This is a genomic window from Serratia marcescens, from assembly GCF_029846115.1.
In the GTDB taxonomy this organism is placed as follows: Bacteria; Pseudomonadota; Gammaproteobacteria; order Enterobacterales; family Enterobacteriaceae; genus Serratia; species Serratia marcescens_L.
This window is the reverse complement of sequence record NZ_JARVZZ010000001.1, coordinates 3745429-3762316: the sequence shown is the minus strand read 5'-3', so window position 1 is coordinate 3762316 and position 16888 is coordinate 3745429. Positions and strand designations below refer to the sequence as shown.

Below are 16888 nucleotides of genomic sequence, written 5' to 3'. Positions count from 1 at the left end.
CCGGCCACGCGCAGGCGCGCGTGGCCGCTGTACGCTGCCCCAAGGAGAAGCGATGCCCCGTCCCATAACCGCCACGATGCATCTCGGCGCGATTGAAAATAACCTGCAGGTGGTGCGCCGTTTCGCCGCCGGCGCCAAAGTCTGGGCGGTGGTCAAGGCCAACGCCTATGGCCACGGCATCAAACACGTTTGGCGCAGCATGGCGCAAACCGACGGCTTCGCCATGCTGGATCTGGCCGAAGCGGTGCTGTTGCGCGAGTCGGGTTGGCAAGGGCCGATTCTACTGCTGGAGGGTTTTTTCCAGCCGCAGGATCTGGCGTTGCTCGACCGTTATCGCCTGACGACGGCGGTGCACAGCGACTGGCAACTGGCGGCGATCGCCGACGCCACGCTGAACGCGCCGCTCAATGTCTATCTGAAAGTGAACAGCGGCATGAATCGGTTAGGGTTCGCACCCGATCGGCTGCATGAGGTGTGGCGCAGGGCGCAGGCGGTTGCCAATATCGGCGAGCTTACGCTGATGAGCCATTTCGCCACCGCCGACGGCCCGGAAGGCGTGACCCAGCAGATGGCCACTATCGAGGCGGCGGCAGCCGATATACCGTTGCCGCGCTGCCTGGCCAACTCGGCCGCCACGCTGTGGCACCCTTCGACCCACGGTAGCTGGGTCCGCCCTGGGATCATTCTGTATGGCGCTTCGCCGAGCGGTTGCTGGGAGGATGTTGCGACGACGGGGCTGCAGCCGGCGATGACGCTGAGCAGCGAGATCATTGGCATTCAGCAGCTGAAGTCTGGCGATCGCGTGGGGTACGGCGGCCGTTACAGCGCCGCCGGCGCGCAGCGCATCGGCGTGGTGGCCTGCGGTTACGCCGACGGCTATCCGCGTCATGCGCCGACCGGTACGCCGGTATGGGTTGACGGCGTGCTGACGCGCACCCTGGGAACGGTATCGATGGATATGCTGGCGGTGGATCTGACGCCCTGTCCGCAAGTCGACCTGGGCGCCGAAGTGGAGCTGTGGGGGAAACGCCTGCCGGTGGACGAGGTGGCCACGGCGGCAGGAACGTTAGGCTATGAGCTGCTGTCAGCGTTAGCGGCGCGGGTGCCGGTCGCCATTGAAGCCTGAGCCGCGGCTCAGGCGACTTTTTTTATCTGCCCTTTAATCTGCTTGCTGAGCCGCCGCGCGTGCAGCGCCAGCAGGCAGCCTGCCAGCATCACCAGCGCCAGCGACAGCTTCGGTTGCAGCGGCAACGCCATTGCCACCAGACCCAACGCGGCACCGCCCGCCATCTGCACGAAACCGACCAGCGCGGACGCGACGCCGGCCTCATTGGAGTACGGTTCCAACGCGTAACTGGTAGCCGGGCCCATCACGAACGCCAACCCGGCGCAGGCGCTGGCGACCGGCAGCATATACGCCAGCCAGTGCGCTTGCGCCGCCGCGGGCAGCAGCATGACGCCCAGCAGCAGGCCCAAACAGCCCAGCCCCATCAACATGCCGCCGGTCGCCAGGCAAACCGGACGGCCGACCTTGTGGATGATGCGGTTGGCGAAGAAGCTGACCAGCATGATCCAGAAACCGTTGGCGCCGAACACCAGCGAGAATTGCAGCGGAGTCAGGCCGGCGGTGCCCATCAGCACGTTCGGTGCCAGAGAAACGTAGGTCAGCGCCATGCCCATCGCCCCAGAGTTCACCACTGCAAAGGAGAGAAAACGGCGTTCGCTGAGGATGCGCGCGTATTGGCGCACCGGCAGCCCCTTGACCGGCACGGTGTCGGCAGGGCGGGTTTCCGGCAGGCGCAGCGCGATGAGCACCAACACCAGCAGCGCGTAGCCGACCAGGAACCAGAAGGGGGCACGCCAGCCGAAGGCTTCGGCGAGCAGGCCGCCGAGCAGCGGCGCCAGCGCCGGGATGATGTTCAGCGTGCCGTTGAGAAAGCCGAAAGCGCGGGCGGCGTCGTCGCCGTTCAGGCGATCGCGCACGCCGCTGAAGGCGACGACGGCGGTGCAGCAAACCGCCACGCCTTGCAGCAGACGCGAAGCGATGAAAACCGTTGGACTGGTGGCCAGCGCCGCCATCGCGGCGCCGATCATGTAGAGGATAATGCCGGCCAGCGCCACCGGCTTGCGGCCATAGTTATCCACCAGCGGGCCGGCGATAACCTGGCCGAGGCCGAGCACCAGAATAAACAGCGATATGGTGGATTGGATCAGCGCTTCGCTGCTGCCCAAACCGACGGCAATGGCGGGAATGGTCGGCAGATAAAGATCTATGCCTAATGGGCCGAGCAGCACCAGGCTGAGAAGCATAAACAGAAACTTTTGCATAACAGGAAAGGCACGTCCGAGTGACAAAGAGGGCTAGAGTAGAGACTCTGGCGGCAAATGAAAAGGGGCAAAGCGGGTCAGCGCTGCGCCCCTTGGCGGTAATAGAGCGCCGAGACGGTATCGGCCACATAACGGGCCTGGTGGCGAGCATCATCCAGCGCCCGATGCGGCATACCTTCGAACGGGCGGGCCTTTTTCGGGTTAAAGCCGTGGAGTTCCGCCAGCGTGATCACCGTGCGCACGTCCTGGGTATCCCAGAATTTCCACGGGCAGGGCATTTCCAACTGCTGGAAGGCGTGTTCGAGGATCGCGCAGTCGAACTCTTTGCCGTTGCCCCAGACTTTCACCGTGTCAGTGCTGTTCATATGGATGAAGCGGCTAAGGCTGCTCAGCACGCGCTTCAGGCTCTCGGTGCCGCCGAAGGCCTGTTTGCGCGCTTCATCGGACTGTTTCGCCCACCAGGCGACCGTGTCCAGGCTGATGGTACGGCCCGGTTGGTCTTTCTGGCAGCTGACGGCGGCTTCGAATTCGGCGCCCAGTTCCCCGGTTCGGGGATCGAAAAACACCGCCGCAACCACCAGAATGACGGCGCTGGGTTTTATATCCAGGGTTTCAATGTCTAACATCAGATGGTGCATCGGCGTTTCCGGTGGTGGGCGTAGTGGCTTAATGTTACTACAGAACGTGCGCCGATGCGGTCGATGCGCGCATGAAATCCTTTTAAAGCGCCTCATTCAGGTTATGATGCTCGGGATACTCTTGTCAGGTTGGTCGCTATCGGTGAGAACGCTTATCTTTATTCTGTGCATGGTCGGCTACTTGCTGTTGCTGGGCTACCTTAGCATGTTCGTCACGGACAAGATCTGTGAGAAGGCGGGTAACTACACTAAAATATGCCGCATCGTAGACATTTCCGAACCTCATATCCCTTAATAGCCCTCTGTTTATCCCAGATAGTCGGTGGTAATCAGCGGCGTCAGGATGGCCGCCAGCGCCGTGAGCGCCCCCCATTGCCGCCAGCCCAGCCGCGCCAGCCAGTCATGCCGCTGCGGCGGCGTGGCCAGTTGCCCGACGGCCACGGCGCCGGTAAGCAGCAGCGTCAGTATCAGCAGCACCAGGCCGCGGCTCACCAGCGTGAACTCGACATGCAGCACATTGGCGTAATACAGGCGCATCAGAATAAAATAGCTCAGCAAGATCCAGGCGAAAACGACGTTCTTCTTGAGCACCTGTTGCAGCATCAGCGCGAGGAACAGGCTGTGAAACAGCGACAGTAGCGGAGCCTCGATCGGATGCCGTACGCAGACGTTGTAGACCGCCATGTAAATGTTGAAAACCAGCAGGATATAGATCACATAAATATACCAGCCGTAGATGATTTTGAGCTTTTTCGGGTTCGGCGGCAGGGAGAGTGCGTCCGGTTTCATTAATGCCTCCTGATGATGCCATGCAAACGCTGTGGTTGAAGACGGCGCGGCGACATCGTAATTTAAAATCCACAGGGTATATATCACCCGCGCGCTAAATGACAATTAAACGCAGGATCGGCTTTATTTCCGCGTTAGCCTGGAACTCTTTTGCGCTCGCGGGGTCGATTGGCGTGCGAGCGCCTGGCGGTTTCTGCACCATAATGAAAAACGTAATGTATTGATATGAAAGATTATAAAAACTCTTCAGGCACAAAAATTCTGCTGCTGTTCAGCCTGGCATTTTACACGCTGTTGCCACCGTTACTGACGACGGCCGTGTTCAACCGTTTCAATCTTAATCCGTTCGCTATCGTTAAATTTTTTCACTTTAACCCGTTTTTGGCCGATCGGGGCATACCCGGTTATCAGACTTTCTTTTATTTGCTGATGCTATGGTTGGGGTTGAATGTTTTGCTCTGGCTGCTGGTGTGGGGAGCGGGGAGAGGGTATCAGCGCTGGCGAGCGCCGCGCGGCTGATATTTTCCCAAAGGAGAGAAGTTGCGTAGGGAAATGACTTTACATTCAATAATGAGACGTATTATCATTCGCGGCACCGGTGAGGGGAAAAGGGTTGTCTCCTTCTGTGCCCCCCGATCCGGTACGACATTGCTCACATTGCTTCCAATTTTCATGCCAGCCTTGCGCTGGCTTTTTTTATCCCACGCCAAAAACCCTGACGTCGGTGGTCAGTCTCTTTTCATTAGCATGACTGTTTAAAAACCCAAGCCCGCCGCGAGGTCTGTTGGGGGGATTAGAACAGCGAAAACAGCAACACGACCGGCAGACTCAGCGGCCAGGTTAACCCGATGGTCAGTGCGCTGATACAGCGAATTTTGACGGTGTCCCGGCTAACCAGGTAGGTGAAAACCATTGAAACTAACAGACCAATAAAATAACAGTATTGCGTTGCAACCCACAGCGACGACATGAAACCCGATCCCAGTTGTATTTTTACGCGCGAATTCTAGGAGCTTGGCGGGTGATAATCAATGACCAAAGGCCGTTTATTCATACCTTTATCCATAAGAATGCATAATTTATTTCTATAAAGAACGTAGGGTTATTAACGGCTTTCCGGTTATTACAAAAAGAAATCAACAACATAGTTACCGGTAACATTTTGCGTCGGGCAAGCCCTCTCTTTGGGTGGGCTGCGCCAGGTCAGAAAAAGTCGACGAGGGATGCAGAAAGGGGATAGGACTATTATCCGTAAATATTATTGATGTATCTGTGGGCGGAAAGGTTAAGGCGAGATGGCGTCAGATTTCGCTTTCATTGGCGCTTTGGGGGCCGGTTTTAGCGCATCGTCCCGATGCGCTGCTTGCCAGTCGGGGAGGGGTATTTATTGCCGCCGCAGGTTTAATGAATGTTAAGACCGTAGACGAACAGCCACGAAAACAGCAGCGCCAGCAGGCATGCCATAAAAACGATGGAGATCATTTCCTTCACAACTTCATTCCTTTTCCCGGTGAGCTAAATTTACTTCTCTTTGTTTTTGCGCGAAATTTTAGATCGGTATGGGTAAAAATCCTAGTTTTAATCCCTTTTTTTCTCTGGCCTTACGGCGTAAGCCGCTTCGATAACGCCGTGGCGACGCCGGAGAATCGGGGCGGTTAACCCGTCGTAGCTATTGCTGAACGCCATGGGGCTGACTATATAAAATGGGGACTGCGTGGCGTCGAAGGCAGCCAGGCACGTTCCTTAATCGGGGCTGTTCATCTGCCTGCGGTGCTTTACTATGAGGTGAAGGAGTCGGCAATGAGCACAAAACCCACTATCGTGCTGGTACACGGATTCTGGGGCGGCGCGGCGCACTGGAGTAAGGTCATCCTCGAGTTGTCGCGCAGGGGATATACGGCGATTCATGCGGTGGAAATGCCGTTGACATCGCTGGCTGAGGATGCTGAGCGCACGCGCAAGATGGTCGCACAGCAAGCGGGACCGGTATTGTTGGTGGGGCACTCTTACGGTGGTGCCGTGATCACGGCAATGGGCAACCAGCCTAACGTGGTCGGTCTGGTCTACATCGCCGCCTTTGCGCCGGATGTCGGCGAAAGCCCCGGCGGCATTACGCAAGCGCATCCTCCTGCGGCAGTCGCGAATCTGGCGCCGGACAGCGACGGCTATCTGTGGATCAAAGCCGACAAGTTTCACGAGAGTTTTTGCCAGGATCTTACCCCCGACGAGGCGCTGGTGATGGCGGTGGCGCAGAAGGCCCCGCAGGCCGATACCTTCGGTAACACCATCGGCGAACCGGCATGGAAACATAAACCGTCATGGTATCAACTTTCCAGCGACGATCGCATGATAGCGCCGGAGAATCAGCGGCGAATGGCGCAGCGGCTGCAGGCCAAGAAAATCATGGTGCTGAATGCCAGCCATGCCTCGCTGGTTTCCCATGCCGATGAGGTGGCGGGTTTGATTGACGAAGCGGCCGGTTTGAAATAAAGCAGGGGCAGGAAGGTTTGCCGGACTAAAGGGGGGCATTCTGCGACAGATTATCCCTTCGCTGCCTATTACGGCGGACTAAAGAGCCGGCATAATAGGAGCGCATTAGGGATAAGCGCTGATATCGCTATCGATATTAATGATTAACAGCATCATTAACACCACGAGGGCAGCAATAAGGGCGGCAATAGTCTGCCTTACGCATATCGCCTTAGCGCCCGTTAACGCCGATCATTTCTATTGCCGCACGATGCAACCGCTGAAAATAATCGTCGGGCTGTTTTTCTATCTCCTGGATAAGGCTGGCGAGCAGGTTCTGTTTGGTTATCGGCTTGTTGGCGGTCAGTACCAGCAGCACGTTTTTGCCGAGCAGGCAGCATATTTGCTTATGGTATTCATCAACATCGTGCTTGTTGAGGCCATAGAGGGTGTAGTCGATCATGATGTCTAACCTGCTGACAGGTAAATGCCCGCCGCAGCGGGCTGAGAAGCCATAGAAAAATAAAGTGAGGCAAATTTCGCTTAGGAAGAGACTTAAGCGATGGAGTAACGATAACTGAATGGGAATATTCCTATCAAGCCGTGTGGGCGTAGCGGCGAATGTTTAGGAATAACCTCAGAAGAACAAATAATAGAGAGGACCGTTCTGGGGAATCTGACTTATTATTTGTGTTGCTATTGTTTAAAAATCAAACATACGTGATGTAAATATATAATGCGAAAAAGAAACAGCCGGAAAACGGCGTTTTCCGGCTGTGGTGACATTTACGCGATGTTATTCACACGGTCTGCTTGCGGAACAGTTCGCGGAATACCGGATAGATATCGTCCGGTTCGCGGATATGCTGCATGGCGAAGTTGTCGAATTTCGCCTGCAGATCCTCGTATTCACGCCACAGCGTTTGGTGAGCGCGGCGAGTGATTTCTATGTAGCTGTAATAACGTACCATCGGTAAGATCTTCTTCGCCAACAGCTCATGACACAGCGGTGAATCGTCGGCCCAGTTGTCGCCGTCCGACGCTTGCGCGGCGTAGATATTCCATTGCGCCGGGTCATAACGCTCTTCGACCACGTCATTCATTAACTTCAGCGCGCTGGAGACGATGGTGCCGCCGGTTTCCTGCGAATAGAAGAACTCCTGTTCGTCCACCTCTTTCGCTTGGGTGTGATGGCGAATATAGACTACCTCAACGTTTTTGTAGGTTCGGCTCAGGAACAAATAGAGCAGAATGTAAAAACGCTTGGCCATGTCTTTGGTCGCCTGGTCCATCGAGCCGGACACGTCCATCAGGCAGAACATCACCGCCTGGCTGGAGGGCTCCGGCCGGCGCTCATAGTTTTTGTAGCGCAGGTCGAAGGTATCGATAAAGGGTACGCTTTCGATTTTTTTGCGCAGTTCGGCAATTTCCTTGCGCAGCCGCTCCTCTTCCAGCAATTGCACGGGTTCGGTGTTTTCCAACTGGGTCAGCGCATCTTCCAGCTCGTGCAATGCACGTCTTTTACCGGCGGTCATGGCGGTACGCCGCGCCAGCGAATTCTGCAGCGAACGCACGACGCTGATGTTGGCCGGCACGCCGTTGGCGGTATAGCCGGCGCGGTGGGTTTTGAACTCGGTCAACTGCTTGTATTGGTTCTTTTTCAGGTTGGGCAGGGCGAGATCCTCGAACAACAGATCGAGGTATTCGTCTTTGGAGATCTGGAAGACGAATTCATCCTGGCCTTCACCGTCCTGGCTGGCGTTGCCCTGGCCACCTCCACCGCCTGCGCCGCCCTGAGGCCGCTCAACGCGATCGTTCTGCACGAAGTGGTCATTGCCTGGGTGAACGCGATGGCGAGTGCCGCCGCGCCCCTGATGAAACATCGGTTCGTTGATATCGTCAGTGGGGATGGAGACCGACTCCCCGCTGTCCACGTCGGTGACCGAACGCTTGTTAATGGCTTCGGCAATCGACTGTTTGATTTGCGACTTATAACGGCGCAAGAAGCGCTGGCGGTTCACCATGCTCTTGTTTTTGCCGTTCAGCCGTCGGTCAATGAAATAGGCCATACTTCCCCCAAACGACGTTGCCAACTCTTCATGTCCCGGCCGCGGCAGCGCAATAAGCCAGCCCCTCCGTGGGCTTCGCTGCAACGTCCATGACTGTGGACATGGCCCTGATAATGCCGCTTACCTGAGGCGTTATGAGGATTTTCTTACCCGCAGATACCATTCACACAGCAGGCGCACCTGCTTGCGGGTATAGCCTTTCTCCATCATGCGGTCGACGAAATCGTCGTGTTTTTTCTGCTCGTCCGTCGACGTTTTGGCGTTAAACGAGATGACCGGCAACAGCTCTTCGGTATTGGAGAACATTTTCTTCTCGATCACGGTACGCAGCTTCTCGTAGCTGGTCCAGTTCGGATTGCGGCCGTTGTTGTTGGCGCGGGCACGCAGCACGAAGTTCACGATTTCGTTACGGAAATCTTTCGGGTTGCTGATACCGGCCGGTTTTTCAATTTTCTCCAGTTCGGCGTTCAAAGACTCGCGGTCGAACAACTGACCGGTGTCGGGATCGCGATATTCCTGATCCTGGATCCAGAAGTCCGCGTAGGTCACGTAACGGTCAAAAATGTTCTGTCCGTATTCCGAGTAGGATTCCAGATAGGCGGTCTGGATCTCTTTGCCGATAAACTCGGCGTATTTCGGGATCAGATAGCCTTTCAGGTGTTCCAGGTATTTCTCAGCCAAATCCTGCGGGAACTGTTCGCGTTCGATCTGCTGCTCCAGCACATAGAACAGGTGTACCGGGTTGGCCGCCACCTCGGCGTGATCGAAGTTGAATACCCGCGAGAGGATTTTAAAGGCGAAACGGGTGGAGAGGCCGTTCATGCCTTCGTCAACCCCGGCGTAGTCGCGGTACTCCTGATAGGACTTGGCTTTCGGATCGGTATCCTTAAGGCTTTCGCCGTCATACACGCGCATTTTCGAGTAAATGCTCGAGTTTTCCGGCTCTTTCAACCGCGACAGCACGCTAAACCGCGCCAGCGTTTCAAGGGTGCCCGGCGCGCAGGGCGCATGGGTCAGTTCGCTGTGATCCAGCAGCTTGTCGTAAATCTTGATCTCTTCTGATACGCGCAGGCAGTAAGGCACCTTGACGATGTACACGCGGTCGAGGAACGCTTCGTTGTTCTTGTTGTTACGGAAGGTCACCCACTCGGATTCGTTGGAGTGCGCCAGAATAATGCCGCTGAACGGCAGGGCGGAGATGCCTTCGGTGCCGTTGTAGTTGCCTTCCTGGGTCGCGGTCAGCAGCGGATGCAGCACCTTGATCGGCGCTTTGAACATCTCGACGAACTCCATAATCCCCTGGTTGGCGCGGCACAGGGCGCCGGAGTAGCCGTAGGCGTCCGGATCGTTCTGCGCGTGGTTTTCCAGTTTGCGGATATCCACTTTACCGACCAGCGCCGAGATGTCCTGGTTGTTCTCATCGCCTGGTTCGGTTTTGGCGATGGCGATCTGCTCCAGGATGGAAGGGCGCACTTTCACGACTTTAAACTTGGTGATGTCGCCGCCGAACTCATGCAGGCGCTTCGCCGCCCACGGCGACATGATGGTGCCGAGATAGCGACTCGGGATGTTGAACTCTTTCTCCAGGATCGAGGCATCTTCCTGCGGGTTGAACAGGCACAGCGGATGATCGTTGACCGGGCTGCGTTCGCCGTTGGCGCTGAGGGTGTAGATGGGCACGCGCTGCATCAACGCCTTGAGACGTTCCGCCAGCGAGGATTTACCGCCGCCCACCGGGCCCAGCAGGTACAAGATCTGTTTCTTCTCTTCCAGGCCCTGCGCGGCGTGTTTCAGGTAAGAGACGATCTGTTCGATGGCCTCTTCCATGCCGTAGAATTCTTCGAAGGCCGGATAGCGTGCGATCACGCGGTTTGAGAACAGGCGCGACAGGCGTGACTCTAGCGCAGTGTCGACCATCACAGGTTCACCGATAGCCATCAGCAGACGTTCGGCCGCGTTGGCATAGGCACTGCGATCTTGCCGGCAAATGGTAAGAAATTCCTGCAGTGTGAACTCTTCGTCCTTGGCAGCTTCGTAGCGCTGGCGATAGTGGTCAAATATGTTCATGATGCCCGTCCTTTCGTTATTAGCACAGGTTAAAGAGAGCGTGTGATAGTGTTCTGGCCCCCGGAAGATGAGAATACGCCTGAGTACAGCAACCCGTATGCCAACTTGGTGCGCTTATTATCGCGAGTTGCGCTGTATGCCACTGGGCCCAGGATAAATTCGCCTTCTGATTTAAGCTTAGTTTGCTTGCCGGAAAATTTCCTGCCGCAGAAAAAGCTTTTTTTAAGTCATATCAATGACTCAGTTATTACTGTGTAAGCCAAATGCCTTGTCGGGCGCGGCCTGCGGGATGAAACGTCATCGTTCCGCCATGATTAATTCATAATTCCGCTATAAGTTATTCGATCTTGGTCGTTTTCTATTGTAAAGATTAGGCGCGCAACTAAATTTTCACATAAACTATTGCGGCTATTAACCCTGTAATTTATGGAAAAAGAACCAGTGAAGATTTCAAAACTCAAAACGCTAGCAATTATCGCTTCCGCAATGGTTTGTGCGCAAAGTGCTCAGGCGGGAACCTGGTCACTTGGCGCTGCCGCGCTGGTTAGCCCGGACGCGTATCGCGGTTATCAGGACCGCGTTTATCCGGTGCCCGTCATCGACTATGAAGGTGACGACTTCTACTTCCGTACTCTGACCGCCGGTTACTACCTGTGGAAAGATCAAGAAAACCAGCTGAGCATCATGGGTTACTACACGCCATGGGGCTACCGTCCGGGCGACAGCGACGACGACCGCATGAAGCGCCTCGACAAGCGTCGCGGCACGCTGATGGCCGGCCTGGCCTATTCGCACAACGCCCAGTGGGGCACTATCCGTACCACTTTCACCGGCGACACGCTGAACAACAGCAACGGGCTGGTGGGCGATGTGGCTTATCTGTACAAGTTTGATCTGGACGCGCTGACGCTGGTCCCGGGCGTGGGCGTGATGTGGAACAGCAAGAACCAGAACAAATATTACTACGGCGTCAGCGCCAATGAATCGCGCCGCAGCGGCCTGGACAGCTACACCCCAGGTGATAGCTGGGCACCGTATCTTGAGCTGAGCGCCAATTACCAGATCAACAAAAGCTGGAACGCCTTCTTCGTCGGCCGCTATGTGAAGTTGTCGGATGAAGTGAAAGACAGCCCGATGGTGGATAAATCCTACACCGGTTTGTTGATGACGGGTGTGAGCTACACCTTCTAATCACGCATTGCACGATTATCGTGCGTGACGTGCATCAAAAAGGGGCGCTGGCGCCCCTTTTGCACATCTGCAGTGCGCTTTCGCGCACGGCTCCTCAGGCCTTCTTACGGCTGCGGAAGGTCACACCCAAACGGGCAGGTTGCTCGCCGGCGGCGACCAGCGGTTTGCTGACGCGCCCAGTCTCGATGCAGACCATGGTCTTGTAACCGTCGTTCGGCATATCCCCCATGCTGCAGGAAAGCTCCACGCCGGGGTTCCACGCGATGACGTCGCTCATATGATGGTGGTGAACCTCGATGGTGCGTGCGAGCGCCGAATCGCGGATCTGGCTAAAGGCTTCCGGGCGGGTATAGACGCGGTCAGTTTGGCCTATGAAGGTCACTTCGCCCGCCTGGCGCGCCTCTGCGCCGCCCGCCACCTTGTCGATATAAGGCTCGCCCAGGCCCGCCACGCTGACCCGATCGATATCGCCGACCTGGAAGTAGCTGTGCAGCGCCGCCGTGGCCTGATAATCGCCGTGCGATTCCAGTTCGATCTCGCACTCCGCACCCAGCTTGAAGCGGGCAATCAGCGTGAAGGCGTGCGGCCACAGTTTGCGGGTCTGCTCATTGTCTTTCAGCGTAAAGGTCAGGATGACGCCGTTGTCATCTTCATCGTGCGCCGTCAGGCTCCAGGGTTGGTTGCGGGCAAAACCGTGGGAGGGTTGCGCCACCGGGCCGAACCACGGCCAGCAGATTGGCACGCCGCCGCGGATGGCCTTGCCTTTGGCGAAGGGGGTATTGCTGCTGAGCCAAATCACCGGTTGCTCACCGCTGGGCTGCCAGGCCAGCAGATGGGCACCTTGCAGCGCGACGGCCGCGCGCACTTTCGGGTGCGACACCACAACCACGCCCAGCTCATCGAGTTGACGCTGGCTGATGTAAGGCGAAATCTGTTCGGAAACGGGCAGGGTGAAAATTTTCTCGTTCATTTCATGACCTATTGTTTGCCGGAGATACAAATAAAAAAGGGCGACAAAAATGTCGCCCCCATTATCAGCTTAACATCATGCCATTACTTGGAGATGTGAGCGATCAGATCCAGAACCTTGTTGGAATAACCGGTTTCGTTGTCGTACCAGGAAACCAGTTTCACGAAGTTGTCGTTCAGTGCGATACCGGCTTTGGCATCGAACACGGAAGTCAGCACTTCGCCGTTGAAATCGGTGGACACCACGTCGTCTTCAACGTAGCCCAGAACGCCTTTCATAGAACCTTCAGCGGCATCTTTGATGGCTTTCTTGATTTCTTCGTAGGTCGCCGCTTTTTCCAGACGCACGGTCAGGTCAACAACGGATACGTTTGGCGTCGGTACGCGGAACGCCATACCGGTCAGTTTGCCTTTCAGCTCTGGCAGAACAACGCCAACCGCTTTCGCTGCGCCGGTAGAAGAAGGGATGATGTTCTGGGATGCGCCGCGGCCGCCGCGCCAGTCTTTGTGGGACGGGCCATCAACGGTTTTCTGCGTGGCGGTGGTCGCGTGAACGGTGGTCATCAGGCCTTCAACGATACCGAAGTTGTCGTTGATGACTTTAGCCAGTGGCGCCAGGCAGTTGGTGGTGCAAGAGGCGTTGGACACGATGTCCTGGCCGGCATATTTATCAAAGTTGGCGCCACGCACGAACATTGGGGTCGCATCTTTGGATGGGCCAGTCAGAACGACTTTTTTAGCGCCAGCGGTGATGTGTTTACGTGCGGTTTCGTCGGTCAGGAAGATACCGGTCGCTTCAGCAACCACGTCAACACCCACTTCGTTCCACTTCAGGTTAGCCGGGTCTTTCTCTGCGGTAACACGGATGGTTTTGCCGTTAACAACCAGATGGCCGTCTTTAACTTCTACCGTACCGTTGAAACGGCCATGAGTAGAGTCATACTTCAGCATGTAGGCCATGTACTCCGCGTCCAACAGGTCGTTGATTGCAACGATCTCGATGTCAGAACGCTCTTGAGCAGCACGGAAAACAATGCGACCGATACGGCCAAAACCGTTGATACCTACTTTGATAGTCATATATTCCACCAGCTATTTGTTAGTGAATAAAAGGTTGGTTGTAAAATTACAAAAACCTTACCCAGCGTCAAGCGGAATCGTGTCAATTCTTGCGGCAAGTCAAACCGGAAGGGTGGTTTTGCACGCTTATTGCACAGTCCATTTGCGCTCGGCCTCATCCGTTATATGGGGACAAGCCGCCAAGTATAAAGTCAGCATACGCAAGATGTGTGATCGCTATCACATATCATCGTGACGTGGCCTTTATGGGCTACAGTTTAGGCCAAAAATCCCTGCAGCGGTGTTAATTTTTTGTTATTATTAATCATTGTTTTCGTTGACATTATCCACATTCAGAGATAAGCACAAATGGCTAAAGAGACAACCCCCGGTCATCCGGTCACGGAACTGAATGAAATCCAACGTTATGTGACGCAACAGCGCGGTACCGAAGCGCCGTTCAGCGGCAAATTGCTGCACAACAAACGCGAAGGCGTGTACCATTGCCTGTGCTGTAACCAGCCGCTGTTCTACTCCGAAACCAAATACGATTCCGGCTGCGGCTGGCCGAGCTTTTATGAGCCGGTTTCCGCCGATGCAATCCGTTATCTTGATGATAATTCACATAATATGCATCGTATTGAAATCCGCTGCGGCCACTGCGATGCGCACCTGGGGCATGTTTTCCCCGATGGCCCGCAGCCGACCGGCGACCGCTATTGTGTCAACTCCGCCTCGCTGAGTTTCACCGATGGCGAAAATGGCGACCAAACGGCCGGCTAAGTGGTAATTTAACCAACAAAATCGATTCAGCTAATTATTCATCCGTAAGCGAGAAGGGCTCTGATGGACGTGAAAGATCTGATTGCGGCGATGACGCCCGAGATATACCAGCGTTTGGTACAGGCGGTTGAGCTGGGCAAATGGCCGGACGGCGTGGCGCTGACGCCGGAGCAGAAAGAAAACAGCCTGCAGGCGGTGATGCTGTGGCAGTCGATGAACAACGTCGATCCGCAGCACATGAGCATCGGCACCGACGGGCAAATCGTGATGAAGAGCAAGCAAGAGCTGAAACAGCAGTTCGTTGCCGAGCCGCTGGCCAAACTCAAACCGCAGTAAGGCTGCCCTAAAGCGGGGCGATGCCGCCATCGCCCCGTCGATTTACCGTTTTTCGCCCTTAATCCCCAGCGATTCCGCCAGTTGCTGCGCCAGCCGGTTGTTGTCGTCTGCGCCGTACTCCCAGAACATCGCCCCTCCCAATCCCTGGTTTTTGATGTACTCGGCTTTGAGAGCCACCGAACGCGGGTTCTCGTAGGAGATAGCGAACAGCGATTTGCCTTCGGCAGATTGCAGCGTCAGGTAAGGCACCTTGGCGTCGTCATCCCAGTGCTCGCGAAAACGATGCTGCGGATCGTTGAGCAATTTGCTGACGATATCGTGGTATTTCACGTAAGTGTCTTTGCTGAGATCCAGCCCCAGCGCGTTGAACAGGGCGGTTTCTCGCATGCTGAAGTCAGGCTGCGTCACCGGATGCTTGGCGGCATTCGGTTTGTCCCAGTCGATGCCCGCCTCGGTCGCCCGTTTCGGTACCCGGCCGTAAAAACCGATACCCAGGTTCATCTGTGCTGGTTTCAGTCCGGCAGCCAGATAATTCTTTACCACGAAATCGGCGCTGTAGCGGTCGGCGGCCGCCACGGTTGGCCAACGCTTTGAATCGTACAGGTTGGCATTGAAGTACTGTGTGCCGTAAGCCATGTCGTAAGTCATCAGATTGATGTAGTCGAGGTAAGGGGCAATGCTTTTCACATCGACCCATTCTTGCGGGCTTTTGACGTTGGCCCCGACGGCGATGGTTAACAGCTTGCCTTGCCCCAGCGCTTGGTGAAGCTCTTTCAGTAGCAGGGTGAAGTTGTCGCGATCCGCCGGTTGGCTTTCCACCAGCCCCCAGGCGCCGTTCACCGGATATTCCCAGTCCAGATCGATGCCATCCAGCCGATACTTCGCGATCACCTGCAGCGCGGAGCGAATGAATATTGCCCGGTTTTCCTCGGTAGCGGCGGCGGCGGAGAAGCCCCGTGCGCCCCAGCCGCCGACCGACAGCAGTACTTTCAGCTCGGGGTTCTGTTTGCGCAGCTCCGGCAGCCGTTGCAGATCGGCCGTGACTTTCGGCGACAGGTAGATCTGGTGGCGGCGAGCGGGGTCTTTCAGCGCCGCGTTGGTTTCGTCTTTCTCGCCGTTGTAGATCAGGCCGAACGAATAGTTGAGGTGGGTGATTTGCGTGACGTCCAGTTTGTCGATGTCGCCACCGGGGCCGGCGGTGACGTCTCCGCCGCCGTTGAAGTAGCCGACGGAGAGATAAGCCGCCTGGGCCGTGCCTGCGCCGGCCATAGCCAACTGCACCGCCGCCAGCAATGGCAGCAGTTTTCGGGTTATTTTCATGTCTGTCTCCTTGGGTCGGCAAGGCCGACCGTACCGCCATAGGCGGTTACAATAAAGCCGGGCTCAGCGGGCCCCGGATGCGTATAACCGATTGACGCCAAAAGCGTCGCAGCCATAACAGCAAAAGCGCCTGCTGGTCACAAGCCGTTGGGGAAGAAGAAGGGCGGTATTGTGAGCGGCGTCGATATTTTCGCCGCCGCGCAGAGAGGGCGCCGGTGGCGCCCTGGAGGATTTAGTTGGCGAGAAATTGTGACAGGGTAACCAGTTGCGCACCGGCGCGCGCCATGTCCTGCAGCGCCCGCTCGCTGTCGCCTGGCTGCAGATTCACGCCGCGGCAGCCGTCGACGAGCACCTGCGTTGGATAGCCGGCAGCCAGCGCATCCAGCACGCTGAACTTCACGCAGTAGTCAGTCGCCAGGCCCATGATTGCCAGCCGCCGGACGCCCTGCGATTGCAGCCAGCCGTGCAGCTCGGTCTGCGCACGGTGGCCGTTATCGAAGAACGCGCTGTAGCTGTCGATGTCCGTCTCCTGCCCTTTGCGAAAAACGGCATTGATGTGTTGCCGCTGCAACTGGGGGTGAAAATCGGCGCCGTGGCTCCCTTGCACGCAGTGTACCGGCCACCATACCTGCGGCAGGCCTTCCAGCTCGCCGAGGGTACCGACCTGCGCATGAGAGTTCACCGCAAAGCTGCGGTGATTGGCGGGATGCCAGTCCTGGCTGGCCACGATCGGCTCGCCACGCGCCAAACAGGCGGCGATCGCCTGATTGGCAACCGGGATGACGGCGTCGCCCGCCGTGACCGCCAGCGCGCCGCCGGGGCAGAAATCGTTTTGCAGATCGATCAACAACAGGGCCGTTTTCATCGCCG

18 protein-coding genes are annotated in these 16888 nt (G+C 56.5%); 7 read left to right on the top strand and 11 right to left on the bottom strand.

Annotation, left to right across the window (positions count from 1 at the left end; translation table 11 throughout):
* The first annotated feature begins 52 nt into the window (after positions 1 to 52).
* The gene (gene dadX, locus QDT79_RS17770) at positions 53 to 1126 is read left to right on the top strand and encodes a catabolic alanine racemase DadX (RefSeq protein ID WP_308316829.1); all 1074 of its coding nucleotides are present in this window, start codon (positions 53 to 55) and stop codon (positions 1124 to 1126) included.
* A gap of 8 nt (positions 1127 to 1134) precedes the next feature.
* On the opposite strand, the gene QDT79_RS17765 is transcribed toward dadX, so the two are convergent.
* The 3 genes from QDT79_RS17765 to QDT79_RS17755 all read right to left on the bottom strand — a co-directional run bounded on the left by QDT79_RS17765 (position 1135) and on the right by QDT79_RS17755 (position 3755).
* The gene (locus QDT79_RS17765; protein ID WP_063990133.1) at positions 1135 to 2328 is read right to left on the bottom strand and encodes a multidrug effflux MFS transporter; all 1194 of its coding nucleotides are present in this window, start codon (positions 2326 to 2328) and stop codon (positions 1135 to 1137) included.
* A gap of 77 nt (positions 2329 to 2405) precedes the next feature.
* Positions 2406 to 2966 (bottom strand): 3'-5' exonuclease, encoded by a 561-nt coding sequence (locus QDT79_RS17760; protein WP_063990132.1) that lies wholly within the window; start codon positions 2964 to 2966, stop codon positions 2406 to 2408.
* Between the two features lie 306 nt (positions 2967 to 3272).
* The gene (locus QDT79_RS17755) at positions 3273 to 3755 is read right to left on the bottom strand and encodes a hypothetical protein (protein ID WP_063990130.1); all 483 of its coding nucleotides are present in this window, start codon (positions 3753 to 3755) and stop codon (positions 3273 to 3275) included.
* Positions 3756 to 3980: 225 nt separating this feature from the next.
* Here QDT79_RS17755 and QDT79_RS17750 point away from each other — a divergent pair, with 225 nt between their 5' ends.
* Positions 3981 to 4274 carry a hypothetical protein gene (locus tag QDT79_RS17750; RefSeq protein ID WP_107226324.1) on the top strand — a complete coding sequence of 98 codons (294 nt, stop codon included), beginning with the start codon at positions 3981 to 3983 and terminating at the stop codon, positions 4272 to 4274.
* Positions 4275 to 4548: 274 nt separating this feature from the next.
* Here the strand turns inward: QDT79_RS17750 and QDT79_RS17745 are convergent, their stop codons facing one another.
* Positions 4549 to 4725: a GhoT/OrtT family toxin gene (locus tag QDT79_RS17745; protein ID WP_025159799.1), complete on the bottom strand. Its 177-nt coding sequence runs from the start codon at positions 4723 to 4725 to the stop codon at positions 4549 to 4551.
* Positions 4726 to 5027: 302 nt separating this feature from the next.
* Here QDT79_RS17745 and QDT79_RS17740 point away from each other — a divergent pair, with 302 nt between their 5' ends.
* Together QDT79_RS17740 and QDT79_RS17735 are read left to right on the top strand one after the other, a co-directional pair.
* Complete coding sequence (locus QDT79_RS17740; protein ID WP_308316828.1) at positions 5028 to 5414, top strand: hypothetical protein; 387 nt, start codon at positions 5028 to 5030, stop codon at positions 5412 to 5414.
* A gap of 141 nt (positions 5415 to 5555) precedes the next feature.
* Entirely contained in the window at positions 5556 to 6245 is a 690-nt protein-coding gene (locus QDT79_RS17735; protein WP_308316827.1) for an alpha/beta hydrolase, read from the top strand.
* Positions 6246 to 6456: 211 nt separating this feature from the next.
* Here the strand turns inward: QDT79_RS17735 and QDT79_RS17730 are convergent, their stop codons facing one another.
* The 3 genes from QDT79_RS17730 to yeaG form a co-directional block, all read right to left on the bottom strand.
* Positions 6457 to 6687 carry a biofilm development regulator YmgB/AriR family protein gene (locus QDT79_RS17730; RefSeq protein WP_004932237.1) on the bottom strand — a complete coding sequence of 77 codons (231 nt, stop codon included), beginning with the start codon at positions 6685 to 6687 and terminating at the stop codon, positions 6457 to 6459.
* Positions 6688 to 7024: 337 nt separating this feature from the next.
* Positions 7025 to 8293, bottom strand: a complete 1269-nt coding sequence (locus QDT79_RS17725) for a YeaH/YhbH family protein (protein WP_004932234.1) — start codon at positions 8291 to 8293, stop codon at positions 7025 to 7027.
* Positions 8294 to 8425: 132 nt separating this feature from the next.
* Complete coding sequence (gene yeaG / locus QDT79_RS17720) at positions 8426 to 10360, bottom strand: protein kinase YeaG (protein WP_025303096.1); 1935 nt, start codon at positions 10358 to 10360, stop codon at positions 8426 to 8428.
* Between the two features lie 426 nt (positions 10361 to 10786).
* Here yeaG and QDT79_RS17715 point away from each other — a divergent pair, with 426 nt between their 5' ends.
* Positions 10787 to 11551, top strand: coding sequence for a MipA/OmpV family protein (locus tag QDT79_RS17715; RefSeq protein WP_063990128.1), 765 nt, complete (start codon positions 10787 to 10789; stop codon positions 11549 to 11551).
* Positions 11552 to 11645: 94 nt separating this feature from the next.
* Here the strand turns inward: QDT79_RS17715 and QDT79_RS17710 are convergent, their stop codons facing one another.
* Entirely contained in the window at positions 11646 to 12521 is an 876-nt protein-coding gene (locus QDT79_RS17710) for a D-hexose-6-phosphate mutarotase (RefSeq protein WP_063990127.1), read from the bottom strand.
* Positions 12522 to 12604: 83 nt separating this feature from the next.
* Positions 12605 to 13600, bottom strand: a complete 996-nt coding sequence (gene gapA, locus QDT79_RS17705; protein WP_004932222.1) for a glyceraldehyde-3-phosphate dehydrogenase — start codon at positions 13598 to 13600, stop codon at positions 12605 to 12607.
* Positions 13601 to 13948: 348 nt separating this feature from the next.
* Here gapA and msrB point away from each other — a divergent pair, with 348 nt between their 5' ends.
* Both msrB and QDT79_RS17695 read left to right on the top strand, forming a co-directional pair.
* Positions 13949 to 14362, top strand: coding sequence for a peptide-methionine (R)-S-oxide reductase MsrB (msrB, locus tag QDT79_RS17700; protein ID WP_063990126.1), 414 nt, complete (start codon positions 13949 to 13951; stop codon positions 14360 to 14362).
* Between the two features lie 63 nt (positions 14363 to 14425).
* Positions 14426 to 14698, top strand: a complete 273-nt coding sequence (locus tag QDT79_RS17695; RefSeq protein ID WP_033634809.1) for a YeaC family protein — start codon at positions 14426 to 14428, stop codon at positions 14696 to 14698.
* A gap of 42 nt (positions 14699 to 14740) precedes the next feature.
* Here QDT79_RS17695 and chiD read toward each other — a convergent pair whose 3' ends face one another.
* Entirely contained in the window at positions 14741 to 16018 is a 1278-nt protein-coding gene (chiD, locus tag QDT79_RS17690; RefSeq protein WP_308316826.1) for a chitinase ChiD, read from the bottom strand.
* A 232-nt stretch (positions 16019 to 16250) separates the two neighbouring features.
* Positions 16251 to 16883 carry a bifunctional nicotinamidase/pyrazinamidase gene (gene pncA / locus QDT79_RS17685; RefSeq protein WP_063990124.1) on the bottom strand — a complete coding sequence of 211 codons (633 nt, stop codon included), beginning with the start codon at positions 16881 to 16883 and terminating at the stop codon, positions 16251 to 16253.
* Positions 16884 to 16888 lie beyond the last annotated feature (5 nt).

Bases quoted from the DNA above. Each gene is read 5' to 3' on its own strand.
- dadX (WP_308316829.1), top strand. From the start codon at position 53: ATGCCCCGTCCCATAACCGCCACGATGCATCTCGGCGCGATTGAAAAT.
- QDT79_RS17765 (WP_063990133.1), bottom strand. From the start codon at position 2,328: ATGCAAAAGTTTCTGTTTATGCTTCTCAGCCTGGTGCTGCTCGGCCCA.
- QDT79_RS17760 (WP_063990132.1), bottom strand. From the start codon at position 2,966: ATGCACCATCTGATGTTAGACATTGAAACCCTGGATATAAAACCCAGC.
- QDT79_RS17755 (WP_063990130.1), bottom strand. From the start codon at position 3,755: ATGAAACCGGACGCACTCTCCCTGCCGCCGAACCCGAAAAAGCTCAAA.
- QDT79_RS17750 (WP_107226324.1), top strand. From the start codon at position 3,981: ATGAAAGATTATAAAAACTCTTCAGGCACAAAAATTCTGCTGCTGTTC.
- QDT79_RS17745 (WP_025159799.1), bottom strand. From the start codon at position 4,725: ATGTCGTCGCTGTGGGTTGCAACGCAATACTGTTATTTTATTGGTCTG.
- QDT79_RS17735 (WP_308316827.1), top strand. From the start codon at position 5,556: ATGAGCACAAAACCCACTATCGTGCTGGTACACGGATTCTGGGGCGGC.
- QDT79_RS17730 (WP_004932237.1), bottom strand. From the start codon at position 6,687: ATGATCGACTACACCCTCTATGGCCTCAACAAGCACGATGTTGATGAA.
- QDT79_RS17725 (WP_004932234.1), bottom strand. From the start codon at position 8,293: ATGGCCTATTTCATTGACCGACGGCTGAACGGCAAAAACAAGAGCATG.
- yeaG (WP_025303096.1), bottom strand. From the start codon at position 10,360: ATGAACATATTTGACCACTATCGCCAGCGCTACGAAGCTGCCAAGGAC.
- QDT79_RS17715 (WP_063990128.1), top strand. From the start codon at position 10,787: ATGGAAAAAGAACCAGTGAAGATTTCAAAACTCAAAACGCTAGCAATT.
- QDT79_RS17710 (WP_063990127.1), bottom strand. From the start codon at position 12,521: ATGAACGAGAAAATTTTCACCCTGCCCGTTTCCGAACAGATTTCGCCT.
- gapA (WP_004932222.1), bottom strand. From the start codon at position 13,600: ATGACTATCAAAGTAGGTATCAACGGTTTTGGCCGTATCGGTCGCATT.
- msrB (WP_063990126.1), top strand. From the start codon at position 13,949: ATGGCTAAAGAGACAACCCCCGGTCATCCGGTCACGGAACTGAATGAA.
- QDT79_RS17695 (WP_033634809.1), top strand. From the start codon at position 14,426: ATGGACGTGAAAGATCTGATTGCGGCGATGACGCCCGAGATATACCAG.
- chiD (WP_308316826.1), bottom strand. From the start codon at position 16,018: ATGAAAATAACCCGAAAACTGCTGCCATTGCTGGCGGCGGTGCAGTTG.
- pncA (WP_063990124.1), bottom strand. From the start codon at position 16,883: ATGAAAACGGCCCTGTTGTTGATCGATCTGCAAAACGATTTCTGCCCC.